An 18,828-nucleotide genomic window follows, 5' to 3' on the forward strand; every position below is an offset into this window, starting at 1 on the left:
CCCCGCTCAGTCCTCCACCGGCTTAGTCCAAGCCACCTGCACCAGTTCCGTCCCATGCCGTCGCGAAACCAACGTCCCGCGGCCGGCAGGCTGCGGCGAAGGCTTCACATCGCCCATCAGCGCGCCCTCCTCCTTGCCGCCGGACATGACCAGACCGGGCGACCCCAGCTCCCGCACCCGCTGGATCACTGCCTCGTACATACCCCGCCCGGCGCCGCCGGAGGAGCGGGCCAGGATCAGGTGCAGGCCGATGTCCCTGGCCTGCGGGAGGAATTCCAGCAACGGCAGCACGGGGTTCCGGCCCGCGGTCGCGACGAGTTCGTAGTCGTCGATGACTACGTAGAGGTCCGGTCCCCGCCACCACGAGCGGTTGCGCAGTTGGTCCGGGGTGACATCCGGACCGGGGAGGCGGTTGCGCATCGCGGTCGCGCATTGGTTCACCAGGTCCGTCAGCGTGTTCTCCGCACCGGCATAGCCGAGCAGGTGCGGTTGGTCCACCACGCCTAGCAGGCCCCGCCGATAGTCGCCGACCAGGATCAGGGCTTCGTCGGGGGTGTTGGTCGCGCAGATGCCGGTGACGAGGGCGCGCAGCAACGAGCTCTTGCCCGATTCGACGTCGCCGAAGGCCAGGAAATGCGGGTCCGTCCGGAAGTCCAGGTGGACGGGGCGCAGGGTCGATTCCGCCAGGCCCAGGGTGATCCGGCCGCGGGGAGCGGCGGGGAAGGAGTCCAGCGGGACTTCCGGCGGCAGAAGGCGGACCTGGGGAGCGCGCGGGCCGGTCCACGCCGCGGAGACGCGCCGGACCAGGTCCAGGCCGCCGGCGCCGACGGTTTCCGGGCGTTGGTCCGCGTCGATGCGCGGGAGGGCCGCGAGGAAGTGCAGTTTGTCCGCGGTGAGGCCGCGGCCGGGGCGGTCGGCGGGGACGTTTTGGGCTACCTTGCGGTCGATCGACGAGTCCGCCGGGTCGCCCAGGCGCAGTTCGAAGCGGGTGCTGATGGCGTCGCGCAGCTGAGCGCGGGCGCCGATCCACTGGTTCAGCGAGACCAGGACGTGGATGCCGAAACCCAGACCCCGTTGCGCCAGCGCGGTGATTTGTTCTTCCAGGCGTTCGTACTCCGAACGAATCGTGGTCCAGTTGTCCACGAAGAGGAACACGTCGCCGAACTCGCGGTCGTCGCTGCTTTCGGTGAACTCGCCGCGGCGGCTGCGGAAGGCGGCCATCGATTCGATCCCGTGCGCGGCGAAGAATTCTTCCCGTTGTTCCAGCAATGTCACGAGTTCCGCGACGACTCGGCGGCAGCGTTGCGGGTCCCGGCGGGTGGCGTAGCCCGAGACGTGCGGGAGGCCGGCGATCGGGGCCAGCGCGCCGCCGCCCATGTCCAGGATGAAGAACTGCACCTCGGCGGGAGTGTGGGTCAGCGCGAGCATCGCCGCGATGTCCTTCATCAATGTCGACTTGCCGCTTTGCGGTGCGCCGACGATCACCGCGTTGCCCGCCGCGCCGGAGAAATCCGCCCACAGCATGTCGCGACGCTGTTCGAAAGGCTTGTCCACCAACGCGACCGGGATGGTCAGCTTACCGTTGCCGCCCCAGCCGAGGGGACACAAACCGCGGCGGGGGTCTTCGCCGATCGGGGGCAGCAGCTGGTCCAAGGTGGGCGGTTCCGCCAAAGGCGGCAGCCAGATCTGGTGGGCGGCCGGGCCGCGTCCCTCCAAACGGGACAGCATCGCGCCGATGATGGTTTCGCCGGTTCCCTTTGCCGGAGCCTCGGCGGCGGGTTGTTCGGCGACTGGTACTTCAACCGGTCCCAGAGTGAACGGCAGGACGCCCAGTTGTTGTCCGTCTGAACGCACAATGCGGCTGCGCGGCGGGAGTTCGCCGGAGACATACGCGGCCTTGAGCCGGATCAGGGTGTCATTGTCGGACTTCAGGTACGCCGAACCAGGCACCGGCGGCAGCTGGTAGGCGTCCGCGACACCGAGCACCGCACGGCTTTCCGCGGCGGAGAACGTCCGCAGGCCGATCCGGTAAGACAGGTGCGAGTCGAGCCCGCGCAGTCGGCCCTCTTCGAGCCGCTGCGACGCCAGAAGCAGGTGGATTCCCAGAGACCGGCCGAGCCGTCCGATAGCGACGAACAGGTCGATGAACTCTGGCCGAGAAGACAGCAGCTCGGAGAACTCGTCGATGATCACCAGCAGCGACGGCAACGGCTGCAGCGGAGTACCGTCGGCGCGCGCCTTTTCGTAGTCGCGCACCGAGGCGTAGTTGCCCGCCGCGTGGAGAAGTTCCTGCCGCCGCAGCAGTTCGCCGTTCAGCGCGTCTGCCATGCGGTCGACGAGCGCGAGGTCGTCGGACAGGTTCGTGATCACCGCGCAGGTGTGCGGCAGGTTGGTCATCCCGGCGAACGTCGCGCCGCCCTTGAAGTCGATCAGCGCGAGGTTCAGCTTTTCCGACGAATGCGTGACGGCCAGCGCGGTGACCAGCGTGCGCAGCAGTTCGCTCTTGCCGGACCCGGTCGCGCCGATCACCAGGCCGTGCGGGCCCATGCCGCCCTCGGCGGATTCCTTGAGGTCCAGGTCGACCGGGCGGCCGTCGGGGTTCACGCCCAGCGGGATCCGCAGCCGGTCGCGTGCCGCGCGGGGAGCCCAGGTGACCGTCGTGTCAGTGTCGCGCGGATCGCCGATGCCGAGAAGACCGGCCAAGCCGAAGGTCGAGGACATCGGTTGTTCGCTGACCACCGCGCCGCCGTGGTGCAGCGGCGTCAGCATCCGGGCCAGGGCTTCGGCCGCGCCGTGGTCGAGCCGGTCCGGCATGCCGAGGAAGCCGAGCCGCGCTTCGGTGCCGTCGAGGACCACCATGCCGAGCTGATCCGGCGCGACGTGCAGGCTCAGCAAGCGATCGGTCGACGTCGCGCGCGGCTGGTCGCCGCCGACTTCCAGCACTGTGACGCCCAGACGGCCTTCTTCGGCCAGCAACCGCGGTTCGCCGTGGGAGTCGCCGCCGTCGACGACGAGCACGATGTGCGGCAGGTCGGCCGAGACGCCGCGGCGCGAGAACGCGGGGCGGTCGCCGAGATCCGGGCCGAGCAACCGCGCCAGTTCCGCGGCGCTGTCGGCGAACAGCCGCCGCGGGCCGGTCGCGTCGGCGAGCACCGGCGCGGTGGCGTGCGGCAGCCACTTCGCCCAATCCCAGTCGTGCGAACGGTCCGGGGCGACGCAGAACGCCACCCGCAAATCGGTCGGTGAGTGGAAAGTGACCAGCTGAGCCAGCACCGCGCGCGTCATCCCGAGCACGTCGAACCGCCGGCCGGACAGTGTCGCGGCCGCGTACGAGCGCAGCGAAACCGAAACCGGCAGGCCTTCGACGGTCGAGAAAGTCTGGATGAAGTGCTTGAGGTTGGTGGAGGAAACCGGGTCCAGCTCTTCCAGCGGCGCGATCTGCGGCGCGCGCAACGGCGTCGCGAGCGGCTGCGGGCCGGTGGCCGCGCGCACCATCGCGAACGAGCGGTCGGCGCGGCGGCGGTCCCAGTGCTGGTCGGTTTCGACGTACGCCCACAGGTCCGCCGGATCCGGCTGCTGCGCGATCAGCGTGGCCCGCTGGGAGTCGGCGACCGCGCGCACGCGCGTGCGAAGACCGGCGAGATACCGCTGGTAGTCGCGGCGTTCCTCGTTGATCTGCGCCTTCTTCGCCATGCCGCCGCGGCCGAGCGACATCACGATCATGCCGCCCATCGCGGTGACGAACAGCGCGCCGAAGATCCAGGTCATCACCCCGCCGTCGCGTCCGATGTAGACGAACGACATCGCGCCCATGCCGAGCATCATCGGCAGGAACATCATGAGCTGCATCACGCCGCCGGAGCCGCTCTTGGGCAGCATCGGCGGGGACTGCAGCATGATCTCCCCAGGCTGCTCGCCGAGCAGGCCGAGGCGGTCGCGGGTGGAACTCATGCCCCGTATTTTGGCCGCCTGTTGTCCGGTCGCGGTGGGTACTTTTGCCGTCCGCTCGCCCGGCGGCGCGAACTTACGCTCTGCGCAGACGCCCCGCACCGGTGCGTCGTACGCACGGAGCGGGAGGGAGAGCCATGGGCACGACCGGCGAGTACCGGGCCGAGCCGGAGGCCATGCGCTCCACCGTCGGCAACGTGGGCGCGGTCATCGCCCACGGCATCAACGCCGTCGCAGACCTGGAAAAACTCGTCCTGCAGCCGACGACGTTCGCCAGTTTCGGCAGCGTCGTCGCGGCGGCGAACGAGGCGTTGCACTCGCAGCAGGTGACGGCGGTGCGTTCGCTGCTGCAGCTGCTGCAGGAGGTCAACGGCCTGGTCAAGCACAGCGCCGACGCTTACCAAAGCGCCGACGAAGCCGTTTCCGACGGCTACGGAGGCGGCGGCCGTGCACCGTCTTCCTCGCCGCTGACCTCGATCTGGGGAGCCCCGCACGCCGCGCACCTCGCCGCGGCGGCGATCACCGACAGCGCCGGCGCGCACGGCGAACCGTCCTCGGTCGGCAACGTGCTGCGCTACCTCGGCGACGCGGACCTCGGCAGGCTCGCCGAGCATCCGCTGACCGACGCCCGGTTCCACGGCGTCGCGGACTTCAACGACTGGCTCGCCGGCGACGCCGACAACCAGGCGCGCGTCGGCCTGATCGAGGTGTATTCGGGCACCGCGCGCACCTTCGGCGACGTGCCCGGCGGCGTGCACAGCGGCGACGTCGTCGTGGTGGAGCCGCTTCTGCTGCCCGAACACCACCCGGTGATCGGCGTCGCCGGGGACGGCGGCGCCCTCTACAACCACGGCCCTGTCGATCCGGGCCTCGGCGGACTGGCCAAGGTCAGCGTTTACCGGCCCGCCTCCGTCTGACCCCGAACCCCCGACCAAGTGAGGTCCGAAGCCGATGTTCTTCCCGAACTCCAGCGCGATGGACGCCACCGCGACCAGCGGCGGCCCGATCACCGTGCTGCCGCAGATCGTCACCGGCCAGCCCGAGCAGATCGCCAAGCACGTCCTCGACCTGCTGCACAAGGCCGCCGAGCTGACCTCGCTCTACACCGAGCTCAGCAAGGCCGCCGACCAGCTCGGCAAGGTCTGGTCCGGCGGGGCGTCGGAATCGGCGCTGCAGAAGATCTCCCACTCGCTCGAGCAGCTCACCAAGATCATCAACGTGATCGAGAAGGGCGCTGAACTGCTCGGTGTCTCGGGCACGCTGGTGAAGGCGGCGCAGGAGGCGTACCGGTCGGTGGTCGCCGCGGTGAACCCGACCGTCGCGTCGCTGATGTCGAACTGGTGGACCTACGGGGCAGCGGTCGCGCTTTCCACTGCCACCAGCGCCACGCTGCGCGGATTCATCACCGCGGTCGGCGGTCTGCTGAAGGCGCTCGGTGCGGGCGACCTCGCGAACCAGATCACCCAGGTCGCGACGATCATCGGCGACATCGAAAAGCTGTTCCACCACGGTTCTTCCGACGCCAACGGCGCGGCGGGCAACGCGGCGGTCTCGGGTACTCCGGTCACCGCGCCGCAGATGCCCGCGCCGGTCGCGAGCGCGTCCGGGCAGGCGGCCATCGGCGGCAGCGGCGGGGGAGTGCCCGGAGGCAACCCGTCGTTCACGAACTACACCCCGCCCGCGTTGTCCAACGGCGGCTGGCCTTCGGGCAGTGGTATTGGCACTGGCGGTTGGCCGTCCGGCGGAGGCGCCGGGACCGGGGCCAACCCGGGGAACAGCTGGATCCCCGTGGATCCGGCCCCGGCTCCGTCCCCCGCGCCTTCGGTGCCGGGGCAGTCGACCGGTGCGCACGAGGTCGTGATCCACACCGACCTGAACACCGGGCAGTCGACGGTCGAAGCTCCGGCCGGGCAGGACGTGGACATCGATGTCGACGTCACCTACCAGGGCAAGCACTTCCAGCAGCACGTCGACATCGACGCGAAGGGCGCGTAGCCGGTGGCCGTGGACGCGTCCGGAGTCGTCAGCTCGGTGCTGTCGAACTACCGGCAGGTGCTGGTCGAATACCAGCGCCGGGTCACCGGCGACCCGGCGGCGCTCGAAGCGGCGGCGAACCGCTGTGGCACCAACGCGTCCACGATTACCGGCAAAGCCACCGAAGTCGCGGACGCTGCCACGGCATTGCACGCTGACTGGGACGGCGCTGCGTACACCGCCTACGCGACAGCAGCGTCCGATGTCGCGCACGCGCTGACCGAGGACGGCACGAAGCTGGCCGACCAGGGCAAGCGGTTGTCGATGGCCGGACAGCTGTTGCGATGGGCGCGCTCTGGGGTCGATTCGGTTGTCTCCCAGTTCGAGCAGTACGGCACGCAGCTGATCAACCAAGCGCGTTCGGCGGATCCGAACGCGGTGGGCGCTTTCATCGCCGCCGCAAGGGATTTGGGCGAGCAGGCGGTCGCGGCGGCCGGGCAGGTCGCCGACGAGCTGTCCGACGCGCTGGCGGAGTTGTTCCCCGCGCCGTGGGCCGGGCCGATGAGCAAGCCGGGCAAGCTGGGCAAACGCAACTACGGCCCGCTGTCCTGGGTCAACGGCGACACGCTCGACGGACGCAAGCGGCCGCGGTCGGCACCGTCGTGGTTCGGCAATTCCGGCTGGAAGAAGCTGACCTGGAACGGTTTGGAAGGCACTCGCGCGCCGAAGAAGGCCGACACGCCGTTCGGACAGCCGAAGCTGAAGAGCGAGATCGCCCGCGCTACCGAGATCACCTACTACAAGACCGCGCACGAGCAAGACGGCTTCATTCCGGAGTACGACGGGAAAATCTCCTCGCAGGGCTGGGACGCGAAGGCTTCCGGCCACGCTGAGCTCGGGTTCCGGGAGGACATCGGGACCAGCGGAAGCTACGGTGTCGCGCACGGCAGCGCTCGCGGTTCCGCGTTCGCGGGCGGCGAGGTCAGCGCTTCGGGACAGCTGGGGATCCACGGGCTTGGCGTGCACGCCAACGCTTTCGCGGGCGGCAAGCTGGAAGGCCAGGTCGCGGCGGATGTCGCCGGGGTCGGCGTCGGCGCGAGCGGGAGTGTCCAATATGGAATCGGCGCTCAGCTCGACGGGCAGTTCGTGTATGACAACGGGCATCTGAAGATGAACTTCAAGGCCGGTGCCGCGTTGGGGCTCGGTGCCGGGCTCGGCGCGAAGATCGACATCGACCTGCCGAAGGTCGGCGCGGTGGTCAGCGAATACGGCGGCGCGGCGGTCGACGCGGTCGGCGACGCGGCGAGCGAGGCGGCCAACGCTCTTGGCGGGGCTTGGGACGACGCGGCGCAGTATGTGGGTTCCTGGTGAGCGCCATGGCCGATCTGGTGACGCTCCCGCTGGGCTTCGACGTCCCCGAGGGCTGGACGCCGGTGCCCCCGATCGCGCCCGGACTGGTTTTCGTCGCGGTGCACCCGAACCCGGTCGCGGACTTCACGCCGAACATCACGCTCGGCATCCAGCAGCGCGAGGATTCCGTGCCGATGAAGGACATCGCCGACGAAGCCGTCGAGCGGCTCGGCCGGACGATGGCGCTGCTGGACGTCCTCGACCGCCAGGAGGTCGGCAGCCCCGCCGCGCCCGGCTGCACCCAGACCTTGCGGATGCGCACCGGCGAAGGCCAGGATCTGCTGCAGATCCAGGTGTTCCTGACCGTGCCCGGTCCGGCCGGGCGCGTGGTGCTGGAACTGGTCTGCACGGCCGATCCGCAGGACGCGCGCACGCTCGTCCCCGACTTCCGGAAGTTCGTCGCCAGCGTGCACGTCCGCCGGGAAACCCCGCAGGAGAAGGAGAACGACGGTGACTGAACCGTATGCCGTGCCGGACATGGACGACCTGCTCGCGCAGGTCCGCAAGCAGACCGAAGAGGTGCAGCGGATCCAGCGCACGGTCGAGGCGATGGAGGTCAAGGCGGCCTCGCGGCAGAACGAGGTGACCGTGACTCTGCGCGGCGACGGCCGGTTCACCTCGGTCGACATCGACCAGCGCGCGATCCGCGAGTACGACGCGCGCACGCTGTCGGAGATCGTCCTCGAAGCGGTGAACGCCGGCCTGCAGAAGCTCGCCGAGGCGAGCAGCGCGAAGTTCGCCCCGGTGATCGAGGCGTCCAGGTCCCAGCTGTGAGCGCGCCGGCCGTCGCCGGGTCGACCCGGCGCGTCACGATCGTCACCCCGCGCGCCAGGGTGGACGTCGCGCTGCCGCAGCAGAGCACGTTCGCCGAACTGGTGCCGCAGCTGGTCCGGCTCGCCGGGGCGGCCGGGCAGGCGTCGGCCGAGCATCCGGGCTGGGTGCTGTCGCGGCTCGGCGGTGCGCCGCTCGCGCTCGGGCTCACCGTGGCCGCCGCGCAGGTGCGCGACGGAGAAGTGCTGCACCTGACCCCGCGTGAACGTCCGCGGGGTCCGTTGCTGTTCGACGACGTGGTGGACTCGATCGCGAGCGTCGGGGAATCCGCGTCGACCACATGGGGGCCGAAGGTCGCTCGCCGAGCCGGGATCACGGCGGCCGCGGTGCTGTTGTTCACGGGCGGGCTGCTGATCCAGGCCTCGCTGGCGGGCAGCGTGCTCGCGCCGATCGGCACCGGGCTGCTCGCGATCGTGCTGCTGCTCGGCGGCGGCGCGTTGAGCCGGGCGTACGGCGATTCGGGCGCGGGCGCGGCTGGTGCGCTGGCTGGGGTCGGCGTGGCGTTCCTGGCCGGAATGTCTTTGCTGCCACCGCATTCGATGTTTTCGCTTTCTGCCGGACCGCTTGCCGCGGGGCTCGCGGCGGTGACGGTTTACGGGGTGCTGGCCGCGGTTTCGGTGGCTGACCGGTTGCCGTTCTTCGTGGCGGTCGTCGGTTCGGCCGGGATTGGCGCGATCGCGACCGGCGTGGTGCTGCTGACTGGCGCGAAGCCGGTCGCCGCTGCGGCTGTCGCGGCCGTGCTGGCGACGGCGTTGGCGGCTGTCGCGCCGATGCTCGCGCTGAGACTGGGCCGGATGCCGCTTCCGCGCGTGCCGGACGACATGGAATCCTTCCGTGCCAACGAACAGCCGTCGCTCGGTGTGGAAATGGCCGGACGGACCACGTATGCGCAGGCACTGCTCACGAGCCTGCTGGTGGCGCTCGGACTGGTGGTGATCGGCTCGTCGATCGTGCTCGCCACCGGCGGGCCGTGGGAAGCCGGGCTGGCCGCGCTCGTGGGGACGGCGTGGATCCAGCGATCGCGCTCGTACGCGGGCCGCACGCAGCGGCTGGTGCTGGTCGGCTTCGGCCTCATCGCCTTGCTGACGGCGGGTTTCTGGCTGATCGCGACTAATCAGCGGATCGCGCTGCTCGCGGTCGGGCTGGCGTTGGTGCTGGCCGCGGTGGTGTCGCTGTTCTACGCGACGCGGGTCGCGCGCGGGGTGCGGTCGCCGTACTGGTCGCGGTTGCTGGACATCTCGGAATTCCTGGTGCTGTTGTCGCTGGTGCCGTTCGTGGCGTTGATCGCCGGGGTGTACGAGGCGGTCAGCGGCTGAGCGGACTCGCGGCCTTCAGTGTGCGCAGGACCGGCGCGGTTTCGCAGGAACGGATGCCGGGCAGCGCGCCGAGCCGGTGGGTGAGGTAGCGGTGCAGCGCCGGGGGATCGGCGCAGAGGGCGTGCGCGAGCAGGTTTGTCGGTCCGGTGGTCGCGGCGACGACGGCTAGCTCGCGGTGGGTGGCGAGTTCGGTCGCGACGGCGTCGAGGTCGGCGGGGGCCACAGCCATCCACAGCAGAGCTTGCGTCGTTGCGCCGAAGAGCCGGGCGTCGATCTCCACGTCGAAATAAAGGGTTTCCGCTGCGCGCAGATCGGCGATCCGGCGGGCGACGGTGGCGGCGGACCACCCCGTAATGGCCGCCAATTCGGTCTGGCCGAGGCGGCCGTCGCGTTGCAAAGCGGTGAGCAGGGGCGCGTCGGTTGCGATTGCTTCGGCAGGCGTGGCGCGGGTTTCCGGTTCCAATTGACGGCGTTGGGCGTCGGTCAGGACCTCGGCACGGCCCAGCCAAGCGGCCGGCCCGCCGTGGTACAGGTGCAGCAGCTGGTGCGCGGAGACGGCGGTGATCCCGGTCGTGCGCGGGATGTCGTGCAGCAGCAGCCCGTGCCCGGACTCGTTGGCGCTATTGACGATGACGCAGATTTCCGTGCCGCCTCCGGCGAGCTTGACCCAGGTCGTGTCGGTGCGCCGGACGAGCGCGTCGGCGACCCGCTGTGCGACCGCTGGCACGACGGTGAGCCGTACGAGCCACTGCGTCTGCCCGGCGCGATGCGGCGCGGCCAGCCCGACGACGCGCAGTCCGGCTTCGGCGCGCAGCCGCCGGTAGCGGCGGGCGACAGTCTGCGTCGAGACGCCCAGGACGGTGCCGATCCGCGCGAACGGGGCGCGGCCGTCGATCTGGAGCGCGTGGACGAGGGCGTGGTCGAGGTCGTCGAGCATGGCTTGATTCTGCACCACACTGTCCTGAGTGGAAGATTTCTGCTCGTTCGCGCCGGTGGCTGGAACCTCGCCGGGCCGTTGCCCAGGCTGGCGGCATGAACGATTCACGCCGCTGGACCGCGCTGGCGGTCCTGCTCGTCGCGGAAGCGATGAACCTCCTCGACACCACCATCGTCCAGGTCGCCGCGCCCGCGGTGCACGCCGAACTGGGCGGTGCGATCTCCTTCTACACCGTCGGATACACGCTGCCTTTCGCGCTTCTGCTGATCACCGGCGGACGCCTCGGCGACATTCTCGGCCGACGCCGCACTTTCCAGTTCGGCATGGCCGGTTTCGTCCTCGCCTCGGCCCTGTGCGCGGCCGCGACCACGCCGGGGTTCCTGCTCGTTTTCCGGGCGCTGCAAGGAGCTTCGGCGGCCCTGGTGATCCCGCAGACGATCGGGCTGATCCGTGTCCTGTTCGACGGCGCGGCCCGGGCGCGGGCGCTCGGCATGATCGGCCCGGTGATGGGACTGGCCGCGGTGAGCGGCCCGGTCCTCGGCGGCCTGCTGACCGACGCCTGGACGTGGCGGTCGGTGTTCCTGGTGAACGTCCCGCTCGGACTCGCTGTGCTCGCCGCATCCGGCCTGCTCACCGAAGACCGGTCCGCCGCCCGGCCGCGGCTCGACCTGCTGGGGACCGGGCTGGTCGTCGTGGGCGCCGGGCTCGTGGTGTACCCGCTCCTCACTCAGTGGAATGGTTACCTCGTCGCCGCAGGGATTGTCGTGCTCGTTGCTTTCGCTCTGCAGCAACGGTTTCGCGGCGGCCTGATCGAGCGCAGCCTCTTCCGCGGCCTGGGCTTCCCGTCAGGGCTGCTGACGTCAGTGCTGTTCTTCGCCGTGATGACCGGCCTGACCCAGGTCGTCGTCCTGTTCCTGCAGTTGACCCAGCACGCCGACGCCCGGACCGCCGGACTCTCGTTGCTGCCGTGGTCGTGCGGGCTGGCGGTATCGTCCTTTGCGGCCGGACGCTGGCTGGTCCCGCGGTTCGGCACCCGGATTCTCTTTGCCGGCGCGGGATTCCTGGCCATGGGGATCGCCGGGATCGCTTTGGGCTGGCCGCTGCTGCTCTCGCTGGCGATCGCGGGAACGGGAACCGGGTGGTTCACCGTGCCCTTCTTCACTGCGGCATTGGCCCTCGTCCGCCCCTCGGAGACGGGTTCGGCGGCGGGCCTGCTGAACGCGGTACAGCAACTCGGCGGAACTGTCGGAGTCGCTGTGCTGACCACGGTTTTCCTCGCCACCGAGGTAAAGGTCGCGTGCTGGACGGCCGTCGGCCTGACCGTCGCGGCCGGGCTGACCGCGATCGGGCTCACTCGCGAAACGCGCGCCGATAGTCCGTCGGAGCCGTCCCCAGCCGGAGTGTGAAGTGGCGGCGGAGGTTGGCCGCCGAGCCGAGGCCGCTGCGTTCGCCGATCAGGCCGATCGGCAGGTCAGTGGATTCCAGCAGGCTGCGGGCGTGCAAAACGCGCTGGTCGAGCAGCCATTGCAACGGCGTCGTCCCGGTGGCTTCGTGGAACCGGCGGACGAACGTGCGCGGGCTGACTCCGGCCTGGCGGGCCAACTGCTCGACAGTCAACGGCTGGTCGAGGTGTCGCGTCGCCCAGTGCAGCACCGGACCGAGCCCGGCGTCGTCGGTCTCCGGCACGGTGGCGGAAACGTACTGCGCCTGCCCGCCGCCGCGATGCGCGGGCAGCACCATCCGGCGCGCGACCTCGTTGGCGACGTGCGCGCCGAGGTCGTTGCGCACGACGTGCAGGCAAAGGTCGATCCCCGCACTGCGTCCGGCGCTGGTGAGCACCTGCCCGTCGTCCACGTAGAGCACCGACGCGTCCACCTGGACCTGCGGGTGCAGCATGGCGAGCGTGGCGGCGTACATCCAATGCGTCGCCGCGCGCCGGCCGTCCAGCAACCCTGCCGCCGCGAGCGCGAATGCACCGGTGCACAGCGAAACGATCCTTGCGCCCGCATCCGCGGCCTCTCGGATCGCGCTGACCAGATTCGCCGGGATGGGCTGTCCAGTTTGGACACACGCATACGGCAAAGCGGGCACCAGCACGGTATCGGCGTCCTTGAGCGCGTCGAGACTGTGGCCGGCGTGGTGCCGGAAGCCGAACTCGGTGCGGGTTTCCGGCTTCGCCGCGCAGAACCGCAGCTCGTACCAGGGGTCGGCGAGGTCGGTCCGGGACGGCCCGAACACCTCCGCCGCGATGGCCAGCTCGAACAGCGGCATGTCGTCGACCAGCGCGACCCCGACGGTTCGCATGGTATCGAGGATACGGCAGGAATTATGCGGAAGGAGTCAGTCCTGCCACTCGTGCCGGCGTCGGCGCGGTGGCAGATTCGCTGCGGTGACCGTCGTGGAACTCCGCCAGTACACCCTCCGTCCTGGACAGCGGGACGTCCTGATCGATCTTTTCGACCGTGAGCTGCTGGAACCGCAGGAAGCGGCAGGCTGCACGGTCGTCGGCCAATTCCGGGACGAGGACGATCCGGACCGCTTCGTGTGGTTCCGTTCCTTCGCGGACATGACGGCCCGGCACGCCGCGCTGACCGCGTTCTACCTCGAAGGCGAGGCCTGGCGGAAACACCGCGACGCCGCCAACGCCACCATGCTCGACAGCGACGACGTCCTGTTGCTCCGCCCCGAAGTGGACTTCCCGCCGTTGCCCCGGCCAGTTGATGCTGCGTCATCACGAATCCTGGTGCTGATCGGCCCGGCTTCTGCCGACTTCCCCGAGCCGTTCGCGTCCTTCGTCACCGAACCAGCGGAGAACACCTTCCGCGCCCTGCCGGTGCGGGAAGGAGAGAACGTCCGGGTGGGAGTCTGGGTTTTCCCTGACCTGGCCGCGCTGCGGGCTTTCGAGCGCGGGTTGCCTACGACCGATCAGGTGCAGCGGCTCCGCTTGGCTCCGACATCGCGTTCTTCGCTTCGCTGAGCCGTCGCGTGACGAGCTGGTCGAGACGTTTCCACGCGGGGCTGCCGCGGTGCCCGGAGAGCAGCTCGACGACTTGGCGGGGCACCTTCCGGAAGTCCGGCAGATCAGACGGCAACGGCATCCGCCGCGCGAGCGCCGCCGCGGTTCCGGCGATCGCTTCGAGCCGGGGATCGTCGGGACTCCAGTCGATCGCCTCGTCGTAATCGCGGAGGACCGCGACGTATTCCGGATCGTCCAGCAACGCGGTCCGGCTGGCGAGGATCGCGCTGCTGACGTCCGGGGCCAGGGCGCAGGCGAGGATCCAGCCGTCGCGGATCGCGTTCTCGTGGCGTTCGGACAGCCCGATCGGCCGCAGCCGCTCCATGAACGCGACGGCTTCCGGCGGGAGACAGAGCCGATCGGGCCGATCGAGATCCCGCAACCGGACGCGACGTCGCTGAAGCTGCCGGATCCGGTCGCGCAATTCGGCGTCGATCTGCTCAATCGCGGTCTCGTCGGCGTTGAGCACCTGGGGAATGCGCGCCAGCGGGACGCCGGCCTGGGCGAGCGTGACGATGCGGGCCAGGTCGATGACCGCCTGCGCGTCGTAACGGCGATACCCGGAGGCGTCGCGCTCGGGCTCGGGGAGGAGCCCCTTGGCGTGATAGACGCGGACTGCCTTGGCCGAAACCCCGGCTTGGCGGGCGAGCTGGCCGATGGTGAGCATGCCCCAGTATCGCTCTTGACCTTGTCCCTGGGACAAGGTTGGAAGCTGGCGGCATGGCTGATTACGACACCCTGCGCGCGCTCGCCGACGAGGGCAACGAGACCGCACTGGACCGCCTCGCCGACCTCGCCGACAGCCGCGGCGACCTGGTGCAGCTGTCCGAACTGCTCGACGAGGGCAGCGAGTACGCCGGACGCCTGCTGACCCGTCGAGCGGTGGCGAACCGCGACCTGCTCGAGCTTCAGCGGCTGTCCGACGCGGGAAGCAGCGACGCCGAGACCGAGCTGGAACGGCTCCTTCGCGCGGGACGCGAGTCGTGACCGACGCGATCGTCGCGACCGGGCTGCGCAAGACCTTCGGGAAAACCGTCGCGCTGGACGGGGTTTCGTTCGCCGCGCCGCGCGGAACGGTGTTCGCGCTCCTCGGTCCGAACGGTTCCGGCAAGACAACGCTGGTGCAGCTGCTGTCCACACTCCGGCTTCCCGATTCCGGGAGCGCGCGGGTGCTGGGGCACGACCTGCGCACGGCACCCGCCGAAGTGCGGGCCGGGATCGGCGTGACCGGTCAGTTCGCGGCCGTCGACAGCATGCTCACCGGCGAGGAAAACCTGCTGTTGATGGCGAAACTCGGCCATCTGTCCCGCACCGAGGGACGTGCGCGCGCTCGTCGCTTGCTGGACCGGTTCGACCTCGCCGACGCGGCCGCCCGCCCTCCTTCGGCGTATTCCGGCGGGATGCGCCGCAGGCTCGACATCGCGATGACGCTGATGGGCGACCCGGCCCTGATCTTCCTCGACGAGCCGACCACCGGGCTCGACCCGCGCAGCAGGCACACGATGTGGCAGATCGTCCGCGAACTCGTCGCCGAGGGCGTGACGGTCTTCCTCACCACGCAGTACCTCCAAGAGGCCGACGAACTCGCCGAGCGCGTCGCCGTGCTCGACCACGGCCGCATCGTCGCGGAGGGCACCCCCGCCGAGCTGAAACAACGCGTTCCCGGCGCGCACCTGACCCTTCGGTTCGCGACGTCCGCCGATCTCCGCACCGCGGCGCTGGCGCTCGCCGGCAGCACTTCCGACGAAGACGCGCTCACCCTGCGCGTGCCGATGACCGACGGCGGCGGAGCGATCAAACGAGTCCTCGACCGGATTCCCGACCGCGTCGACGTCGAGGACGTCACGGTGCACACGCCCGACCTCGACGACGTGTTCTTCGCCTTCACCACGACCGCCGCAGACCTCGGGAGGACCCGATGACGATCGCCGACTCGTCCGCGATGGTCGGCCGGGAGCTGCGGCATCTCGTCCGCTACCCGCTGTTCGTGGCCGCTTCGGTCGCCTTGCCGGTGCTCATGTTCGTGTTGTTCGTCTACGTGTTCGGCGGCTACGTCGGAGCGGGCCTGCGCGGGTCCGGCAGCGCGCTCAGCTACGTCGACTTCCTCACGCCCGGCATCCTCGTCATGACCGTCGCCGCCGGGGCTCTGCCGTCCGCCGTCAGCGTGTCCACCGACATGTCCGAAGGCATCATCGACCGCTTCCGCACCATGCCCATCGCCCGCGGCGCGGTCCTCACCGGACACGTCGTCGGCGGCGTCGTCCGCACCGCGCTCGCGGCTGTCCTGCTCACCCTGGTCGCGCTGCTCGTCGGATTCCGCCCCGGCGGCGGCCCGCTCGGCTGGCTCGCCGCGGCCGGGATCGTGCTCGCCTTCGCGTTCGCGCTGACCTGGCTGGCGGTCGCGATCGGCTTGGCGGCCAAGACTCCCACCGGGGCCAACAGCCTGACCCAGATCATCTCGACGGTGCTGCCGTTCCTGTCCAGCGCGTTCGTGCCGACGGAGTCGATGGCGGCCGGTATTCGCTGGTTCGCCGGATTCCAGCCGTTCACTCCGGTGGTCAACAGCGTCCGGGCGTTGCTGACCGGCGTTCCGGCCGGCAGCGACGTGCTGTTCGCGCTGGCGTGGTGCGTGGTTATCGCCGGTGCCGGTTACGCGTGGGGGCTGCGGTCGTTTCGTACGAAGACCGCGTGACCGCAGTGCTCAGGTCAGCGCGAGCGGCAACGTCCGCCGCACCGCGGCCCCGTGCCCGCCGTGCAGCGGAACCACCGAAACCCCCTGCGGCGCCGGTACTTCCGCCGCCCGAGCCCCGACTCGGATGGTCAGCTCCAGCTTCTCCCGCCCACCCGGCGTCCGCCGCAGCGTCGCGGACGTGGCGGTGAACGCCGCTCCCGGCACCGCCACCCCGAGCGTCCGGGCGAGACCCCGCGCGGACCGAGGCGAATAGCACGTCTGCGTAAGCCCGCCCCATTTCCAAGCGCGCCACAAATCCCCGTCCGACTCCGGATCGCCGGTCGAAACCCCCAACGCCACCCGAAGCTCGTTGGTCAGCTCACCGGCCTCCAGCACCGTCGACGGATACCCCGACTCCGCCAGCGCCACCATCAAACTCAACGCCGCGCTCGCGGTACTCCGCAACGCCCCCAGCTCGCCGCCGCCGCGCGCGAGGGCGGCGATCGGCGCGTCCTCCGGCCGGTAGCGCACCGCGAGCCAGCGCACCCGGTACACCCGCGAATCCCTTGGCACCGCCCAAGTCAGCAGCTGCGCGGCGGCCAGCGGGATGTCCGTGTTCTGGAACGTCGTGCGGAGGATCGCCAGCAGTTCGTCCGTCGACGGTTCCCCGGCTCCCGGGGTGAGCCGGACGATCGCGCTCCAGTCGCCGTCGACCTCGGCGACGCCGAAGCGGTTGCCCGCGCGGTCGACGTGCTGGCGGACCTTCACCGGACCGGCGATGCGCAGCAAAGCGTCCGGGCTGTCGCGGCGGCTGTCGTGCCGGCGCAGGCGATGCGCGAGCCACGTCCACGCCCACCCGGCGAAATGCCGTCCGGCGACCCGCACCGACGTCGTCACCACCAGCAGCCCGGCCAGCGCGGCGACGGTGATCCGCACCGGCTCGGCCAGGCCGTGCACGGTGAACGCGAGCAGCAGCGCCAGCGCGGCGATCTCCCACCCGGCCGCCTGCAGCGGGCGGATCGGCAGCAGCCACGGCCACGGCGCGGTGCCCGAAATCCCGGCGGTCCCGGGAGCGCGGGCAGGAGCCGGGGCAGGCGGCGCGGACACGGACAACGCATTCCCCTCTTCCCCGGGCAGCGACCCGGCCCCGCGAACGCTAGCGTCCCCGCGCGGGCGCGTGGGCGTAAAAATTACCCTCGTGCGCGCCCGGCGGAGCTGTCTAGCCTGCGCGAGAAGCGGATGTGATCTCCAGGGGGCCGGGACAGCGTGTGGACGCAGCGGGACCAGATCCAGGCGTACCAGTTCCTGCGCCGCCGTCTCGTGTCCGCGCTCGTCGCCGCGGACGCCAACCATCCGGTGTCGCCCAGCCGCCGGCTCGTGCTCGGCACGGTGCTCGGCGTCGGCGCGGCCCTGCTCGTGACCGCGGTGTTCGGGGTGATCGGCCTGGTCAGCCCGTCCGGCGGGAAGGACTGGCTGGCCGGCGGCAAAGTGATCGTGGAAGCGGACAGCGGGGCGAGATTCGTGCTCGGCGCGGACGGCGCGGTGCACCCGGTGCTCAACTACGCGTCCGCGCGGCTGCTGGCCGGCGGCAACGGCCATGAGACCGTCACGGTGCCCGCCGAAAAGCTCGGCACCGCCCCGCGCGGGACGCAGATCGGGATCGTCGGCGCGCCGGATTCGTTGCCCAGCACGCTGATCACCACCCCGTGGACCAGCTGCAGCCGCACCACCCAGGACGCGCCCGCCTCGGCCGAACCGCTCGTCGCCGTGCTGCTGGAAGCGGCGGCGTCCGGGGTCGAACTGCCGCGCGATTCGGGCGTGATCGTCCGCGTCCCACAGGGCGGCCGGTTCCTCCTCGCGGGCGGCCACCGCTACCGGCTGAGCGACGAAGCCGCGGCGGCGCTGCAATTCGACAGCTATCCGACGATCACCGTGTCCGCGCGCTGGATCGACACCGTGCCCGCCGGACGGGACCTCGGCGAGATCCCGGTCGACGGCGCCGGAAACCGCGGCCCGCGCGTCGGCACGCAGGAGACGCGCGTCGGCCAGGTGCTGTCGGTCGTCGACCCGATGGCCGGGGCGGCCACCGCCTCGACCTACTACCTCGTCCGCCCGGACGGTCTCGAACCCGTCGGCCAGACCCAGGCCGCGCTGCTCGTCACGACCCCGGCGAACGAATCGGCGTACTCGGGCCGCCCGGAACCGGCGCGGGTGCGCGCGGCGGACGTCGCGGCGGTGAAGAAGGTGAGCGAACCCCGTTCCGGCGGCGCGGATCCGGCGGCCTATCCGGACCGGATCCCCGGCAAGGCGCCGATCACCGGCAGCGCGGTGACCCTGTGCGCGCAGAACGGCCGCGTGACGGTCTCGGCGGATCTGCCGGTCCCGGCAGGCGCCCGCGCGCTGCCGGTGCAGAGCCGGACCGACGCGCGGGTCGCGGATGTCGTCTACGTTCCGCCCTCGCGCGGCGCGGTCGCGACGGACGCCGGGTCCGGCACGATTTATCTCGTCACGGACACAGGACGAAAATATCCGGTGGCGAACGGGACGGCGCTCACGTCGCTGGGCTACGGTTCTGGGTCCGGGCATCCGGTCGCGGGCGGGCTTCTCGCGCTGATGCCGACCGGTCCCGCGCTCGATCCCGCCGCGGCCGGGCAGCCTGCGGGAACGGGGTGAGCGAGCCGGTGACCACGACAGCGCAGCGACCCAGTGACGTAGGGGAGCCGGA

General features: G+C 70.6%; 17 protein-coding genes. 12 read left to right on the top strand and 5 right to left on the bottom strand.

What is annotated here, in order from left to right; translation table 11 throughout:
* Window positions 1-6 precede the first annotated feature (6 nt).
* Window positions 7-3,951, bottom strand: a complete 3,945-nt coding sequence (gene eccCa / locus ACFXI3_RS12520) for a type VII secretion protein EccCa (RefSeq protein ID WP_378399587.1) — start codon at window positions 3,949-3,951, stop codon at window positions 7-9.
* A gap of 134 nt (window positions 3,952-4,085) precedes the next feature.
* Between eccCa and ACFXI3_RS12525 the strand changes: the two genes are divergently transcribed.
* From ACFXI3_RS12525 to eccD, 6 genes are read left to right on the top strand one after another with little or no spacing between them, the layout of a single operon-like run.
* The gene (locus ACFXI3_RS12525) at window positions 4,086-4,865 is read left to right on the top strand and encodes a WXG100 family type VII secretion target (RefSeq protein ID WP_378399588.1); all 780 of its coding nucleotides are present in this window, start codon (window positions 4,086-4,088) and stop codon (window positions 4,863-4,865) included.
* 34 nt (window positions 4,866-4,899) lie between these two features.
* Complete coding sequence (locus tag ACFXI3_RS12530) at window positions 4,900-5,943, top strand: WXG100 family type VII secretion target (RefSeq protein ID WP_378399589.1); 1,044 nt, start codon at window positions 4,900-4,902, stop codon at window positions 5,941-5,943.
* 3 nt (window positions 5,944-5,946) lie between these two features.
* Complete coding sequence (locus tag ACFXI3_RS12535) at window positions 5,947-7,293, top strand: WXG100 family type VII secretion target (protein ID WP_378399590.1); 1,347 nt, start codon at window positions 5,947-5,949, stop codon at window positions 7,291-7,293.
* Window positions 7,294-7,298: 5 nt separating this feature from the next.
* Window positions 7,299-7,790 (top strand): hypothetical protein, encoded by a 492-nt coding sequence (locus tag ACFXI3_RS12540; RefSeq protein WP_378399591.1) that lies wholly within the window; start codon window positions 7,299-7,301, stop codon window positions 7,788-7,790.
* A complete protein-coding gene (locus ACFXI3_RS12545; protein WP_116202260.1) occupies window positions 7,783-8,106 on the top strand; it encodes a YbaB/EbfC family nucleoid-associated protein in 324 nt (107 codons plus the stop codon). The genes ACFXI3_RS12540 and ACFXI3_RS12545 overlap by 8 nt, the downstream gene beginning before the upstream one ends.
* On the top strand, window positions 8,103-9,479 hold the full coding sequence (gene eccD, locus ACFXI3_RS12550) for a type VII secretion integral membrane protein EccD (protein ID WP_344268211.1): 1,377 nt from the start codon (window positions 8,103-8,105) through the stop codon (window positions 9,477-9,479). Before ACFXI3_RS12545 ends, eccD begins: the two co-directional genes overlap by 4 nt.
* Here eccD and ACFXI3_RS12555 read toward each other — a convergent pair.
* The gene (locus tag ACFXI3_RS12555; RefSeq protein ID WP_378399592.1) at window positions 9,469-10,416 is read right to left on the bottom strand and encodes an Lrp/AsnC family transcriptional regulator; all 948 of its coding nucleotides are present in this window, start codon (window positions 10,414-10,416) and stop codon (window positions 9,469-9,471) included. The genes eccD and ACFXI3_RS12555 overlap by 11 nt on opposite strands.
* A gap of 95 nt (window positions 10,417-10,511) precedes the next feature.
* On the opposite strand from ACFXI3_RS12555, the gene ACFXI3_RS12560 reads away from it, so the two are divergent.
* Window positions 10,512-11,822: an MFS transporter gene (locus ACFXI3_RS12560; protein ID WP_378399593.1), complete on the top strand. Its 1,311-nt coding sequence runs from the start codon at window positions 10,512-10,514 to the stop codon at window positions 11,820-11,822.
* Here the strand turns inward: ACFXI3_RS12560 and ACFXI3_RS12565 are convergent.
* Complete coding sequence (locus tag ACFXI3_RS12565; protein WP_344268203.1) at window positions 11,767-12,720, bottom strand: helix-turn-helix domain-containing protein; 954 nt, start codon at window positions 12,718-12,720, stop codon at window positions 11,767-11,769. The genes ACFXI3_RS12560 and ACFXI3_RS12565 overlap by 56 nt on opposite strands.
* 85 nt (window positions 12,721-12,805) lie before the next feature.
* Between ACFXI3_RS12565 and ACFXI3_RS12570 the strand changes: the two genes are divergently transcribed.
* A complete protein-coding gene (locus ACFXI3_RS12570) occupies window positions 12,806-13,393 on the top strand; it encodes a putative quinol monooxygenase (protein ID WP_378399594.1) in 588 nt (195 codons plus the stop codon).
* On the opposite strand, the gene ACFXI3_RS12575 is transcribed toward ACFXI3_RS12570, so the two are convergent.
* The gene (locus ACFXI3_RS12575; protein ID WP_378399595.1) at window positions 13,332-14,099 is read right to left on the bottom strand and encodes a MerR family transcriptional regulator; all 768 of its coding nucleotides are present in this window, start codon (window positions 14,097-14,099) and stop codon (window positions 13,332-13,334) included. The genes ACFXI3_RS12570 and ACFXI3_RS12575 overlap by 62 nt on opposite strands.
* Before the next feature lie 53 nt (window positions 14,100-14,152).
* On the opposite strand from ACFXI3_RS12575, the gene ACFXI3_RS12580 reads away from it, so the two are divergent.
* Genes ACFXI3_RS12580 through ACFXI3_RS12590 form a run of 3 tightly spaced genes read left to right on the top strand, consistent with a single transcriptional unit; the run spans window position 14,153 to window position 16,124 of the window.
* On the top strand, window positions 14,153-14,419 hold the full coding sequence (locus ACFXI3_RS12580; RefSeq protein WP_378399596.1) for a hypothetical protein: 267 nt from the start codon (window positions 14,153-14,155) through the stop codon (window positions 14,417-14,419).
* Window positions 14,416-15,354 (top strand): ATP-binding cassette domain-containing protein, encoded by a 939-nt coding sequence (locus ACFXI3_RS12585; RefSeq protein WP_378399597.1) that lies wholly within the window; start codon window positions 14,416-14,418, stop codon window positions 15,352-15,354. Before ACFXI3_RS12580 ends, ACFXI3_RS12585 begins: the two co-directional genes overlap by 4 nt.
* On the top strand, window positions 15,351-16,124 hold the full coding sequence (locus ACFXI3_RS12590; protein WP_378399598.1) for an ABC transporter permease: 774 nt from the start codon (window positions 15,351-15,353) through the stop codon (window positions 16,122-16,124). The genes ACFXI3_RS12585 and ACFXI3_RS12590 overlap by 4 nt, the downstream gene beginning before the upstream one ends.
* Window positions 16,125-16,133: 9 nt before the next feature.
* Here the strand turns inward: ACFXI3_RS12590 and ACFXI3_RS12595 are convergent, their stop codons facing one another.
* Entirely contained in the window at window positions 16,134-17,216 is a 1,083-nt protein-coding gene (locus ACFXI3_RS12595; RefSeq protein ID WP_378399599.1) for a type VII secretion protein EccE, read from the bottom strand.
* Window positions 17,217-17,369: 153 nt separating this feature from the next.
* Here ACFXI3_RS12595 and eccB point away from each other — a divergent pair, with 153 nt between their 5' ends.
* Window positions 17,370-18,776, top strand: a complete 1,407-nt coding sequence (eccB, locus tag ACFXI3_RS12600) for a type VII secretion protein EccB (RefSeq protein WP_378399600.1) — start codon at window positions 17,370-17,372, stop codon at window positions 18,774-18,776.
* The last annotated feature ends 52 nt before the right edge of the window (window positions 18,777-18,828 follow it).

The organism is Amycolatopsis sp. NPDC059235 (assembly GCF_042754125.1).
GTDB classification, from domain to species: Bacteria; Actinomycetota; Actinomycetes; order Mycobacteriales; family Pseudonocardiaceae; genus Amycolatopsis; species Amycolatopsis albidoflava.

Bases quoted from the DNA above. Each gene is read 5' to 3' on its own strand.
- ACFXI3_RS12555 (WP_378399592.1), bottom strand. From the start codon at position 10,416: ATGCTCGACGACCTCGACCACGCCCTCGTCCACGCGCTCCAGATCGAC.
- ACFXI3_RS12580 (WP_378399596.1), top strand. From the start codon at position 14,153: ATGGCTGATTACGACACCCTGCGCGCGCTCGCCGACGAGGGCAACGAG.
- ACFXI3_RS12540 (WP_378399591.1), top strand. From the start codon at position 7,299: ATGGCCGATCTGGTGACGCTCCCGCTGGGCTTCGACGTCCCCGAGGGC.
- ACFXI3_RS12575 (WP_378399595.1), bottom strand. From the start codon at position 14,099: ATGCTCACCATCGGCCAGCTCGCCCGCCAAGCCGGGGTTTCGGCCAAG.
- eccCa (WP_378399587.1), bottom strand. From the start codon at position 3,951: ATGAGTTCCACCCGCGACCGCCTCGGCCTGCTCGGCGAGCAGCCTGGG.
- ACFXI3_RS12530 (WP_378399589.1), top strand. From the start codon at position 4,900: ATGTTCTTCCCGAACTCCAGCGCGATGGACGCCACCGCGACCAGCGGC.
- ACFXI3_RS12525 (WP_378399588.1), top strand. From the start codon at position 4,086: ATGGGCACGACCGGCGAGTACCGGGCCGAGCCGGAGGCCATGCGCTCC.
- ACFXI3_RS12560 (WP_378399593.1), top strand. From the start codon at position 10,512: ATGAACGATTCACGCCGCTGGACCGCGCTGGCGGTCCTGCTCGTCGCG.
- ACFXI3_RS12565 (WP_344268203.1), bottom strand. From the start codon at position 12,720: ATGCGAACCGTCGGGGTCGCGCTGGTCGACGACATGCCGCTGTTCGAG.
- ACFXI3_RS12590 (WP_378399598.1), top strand. From the start codon at position 15,351: ATGACGATCGCCGACTCGTCCGCGATGGTCGGCCGGGAGCTGCGGCAT.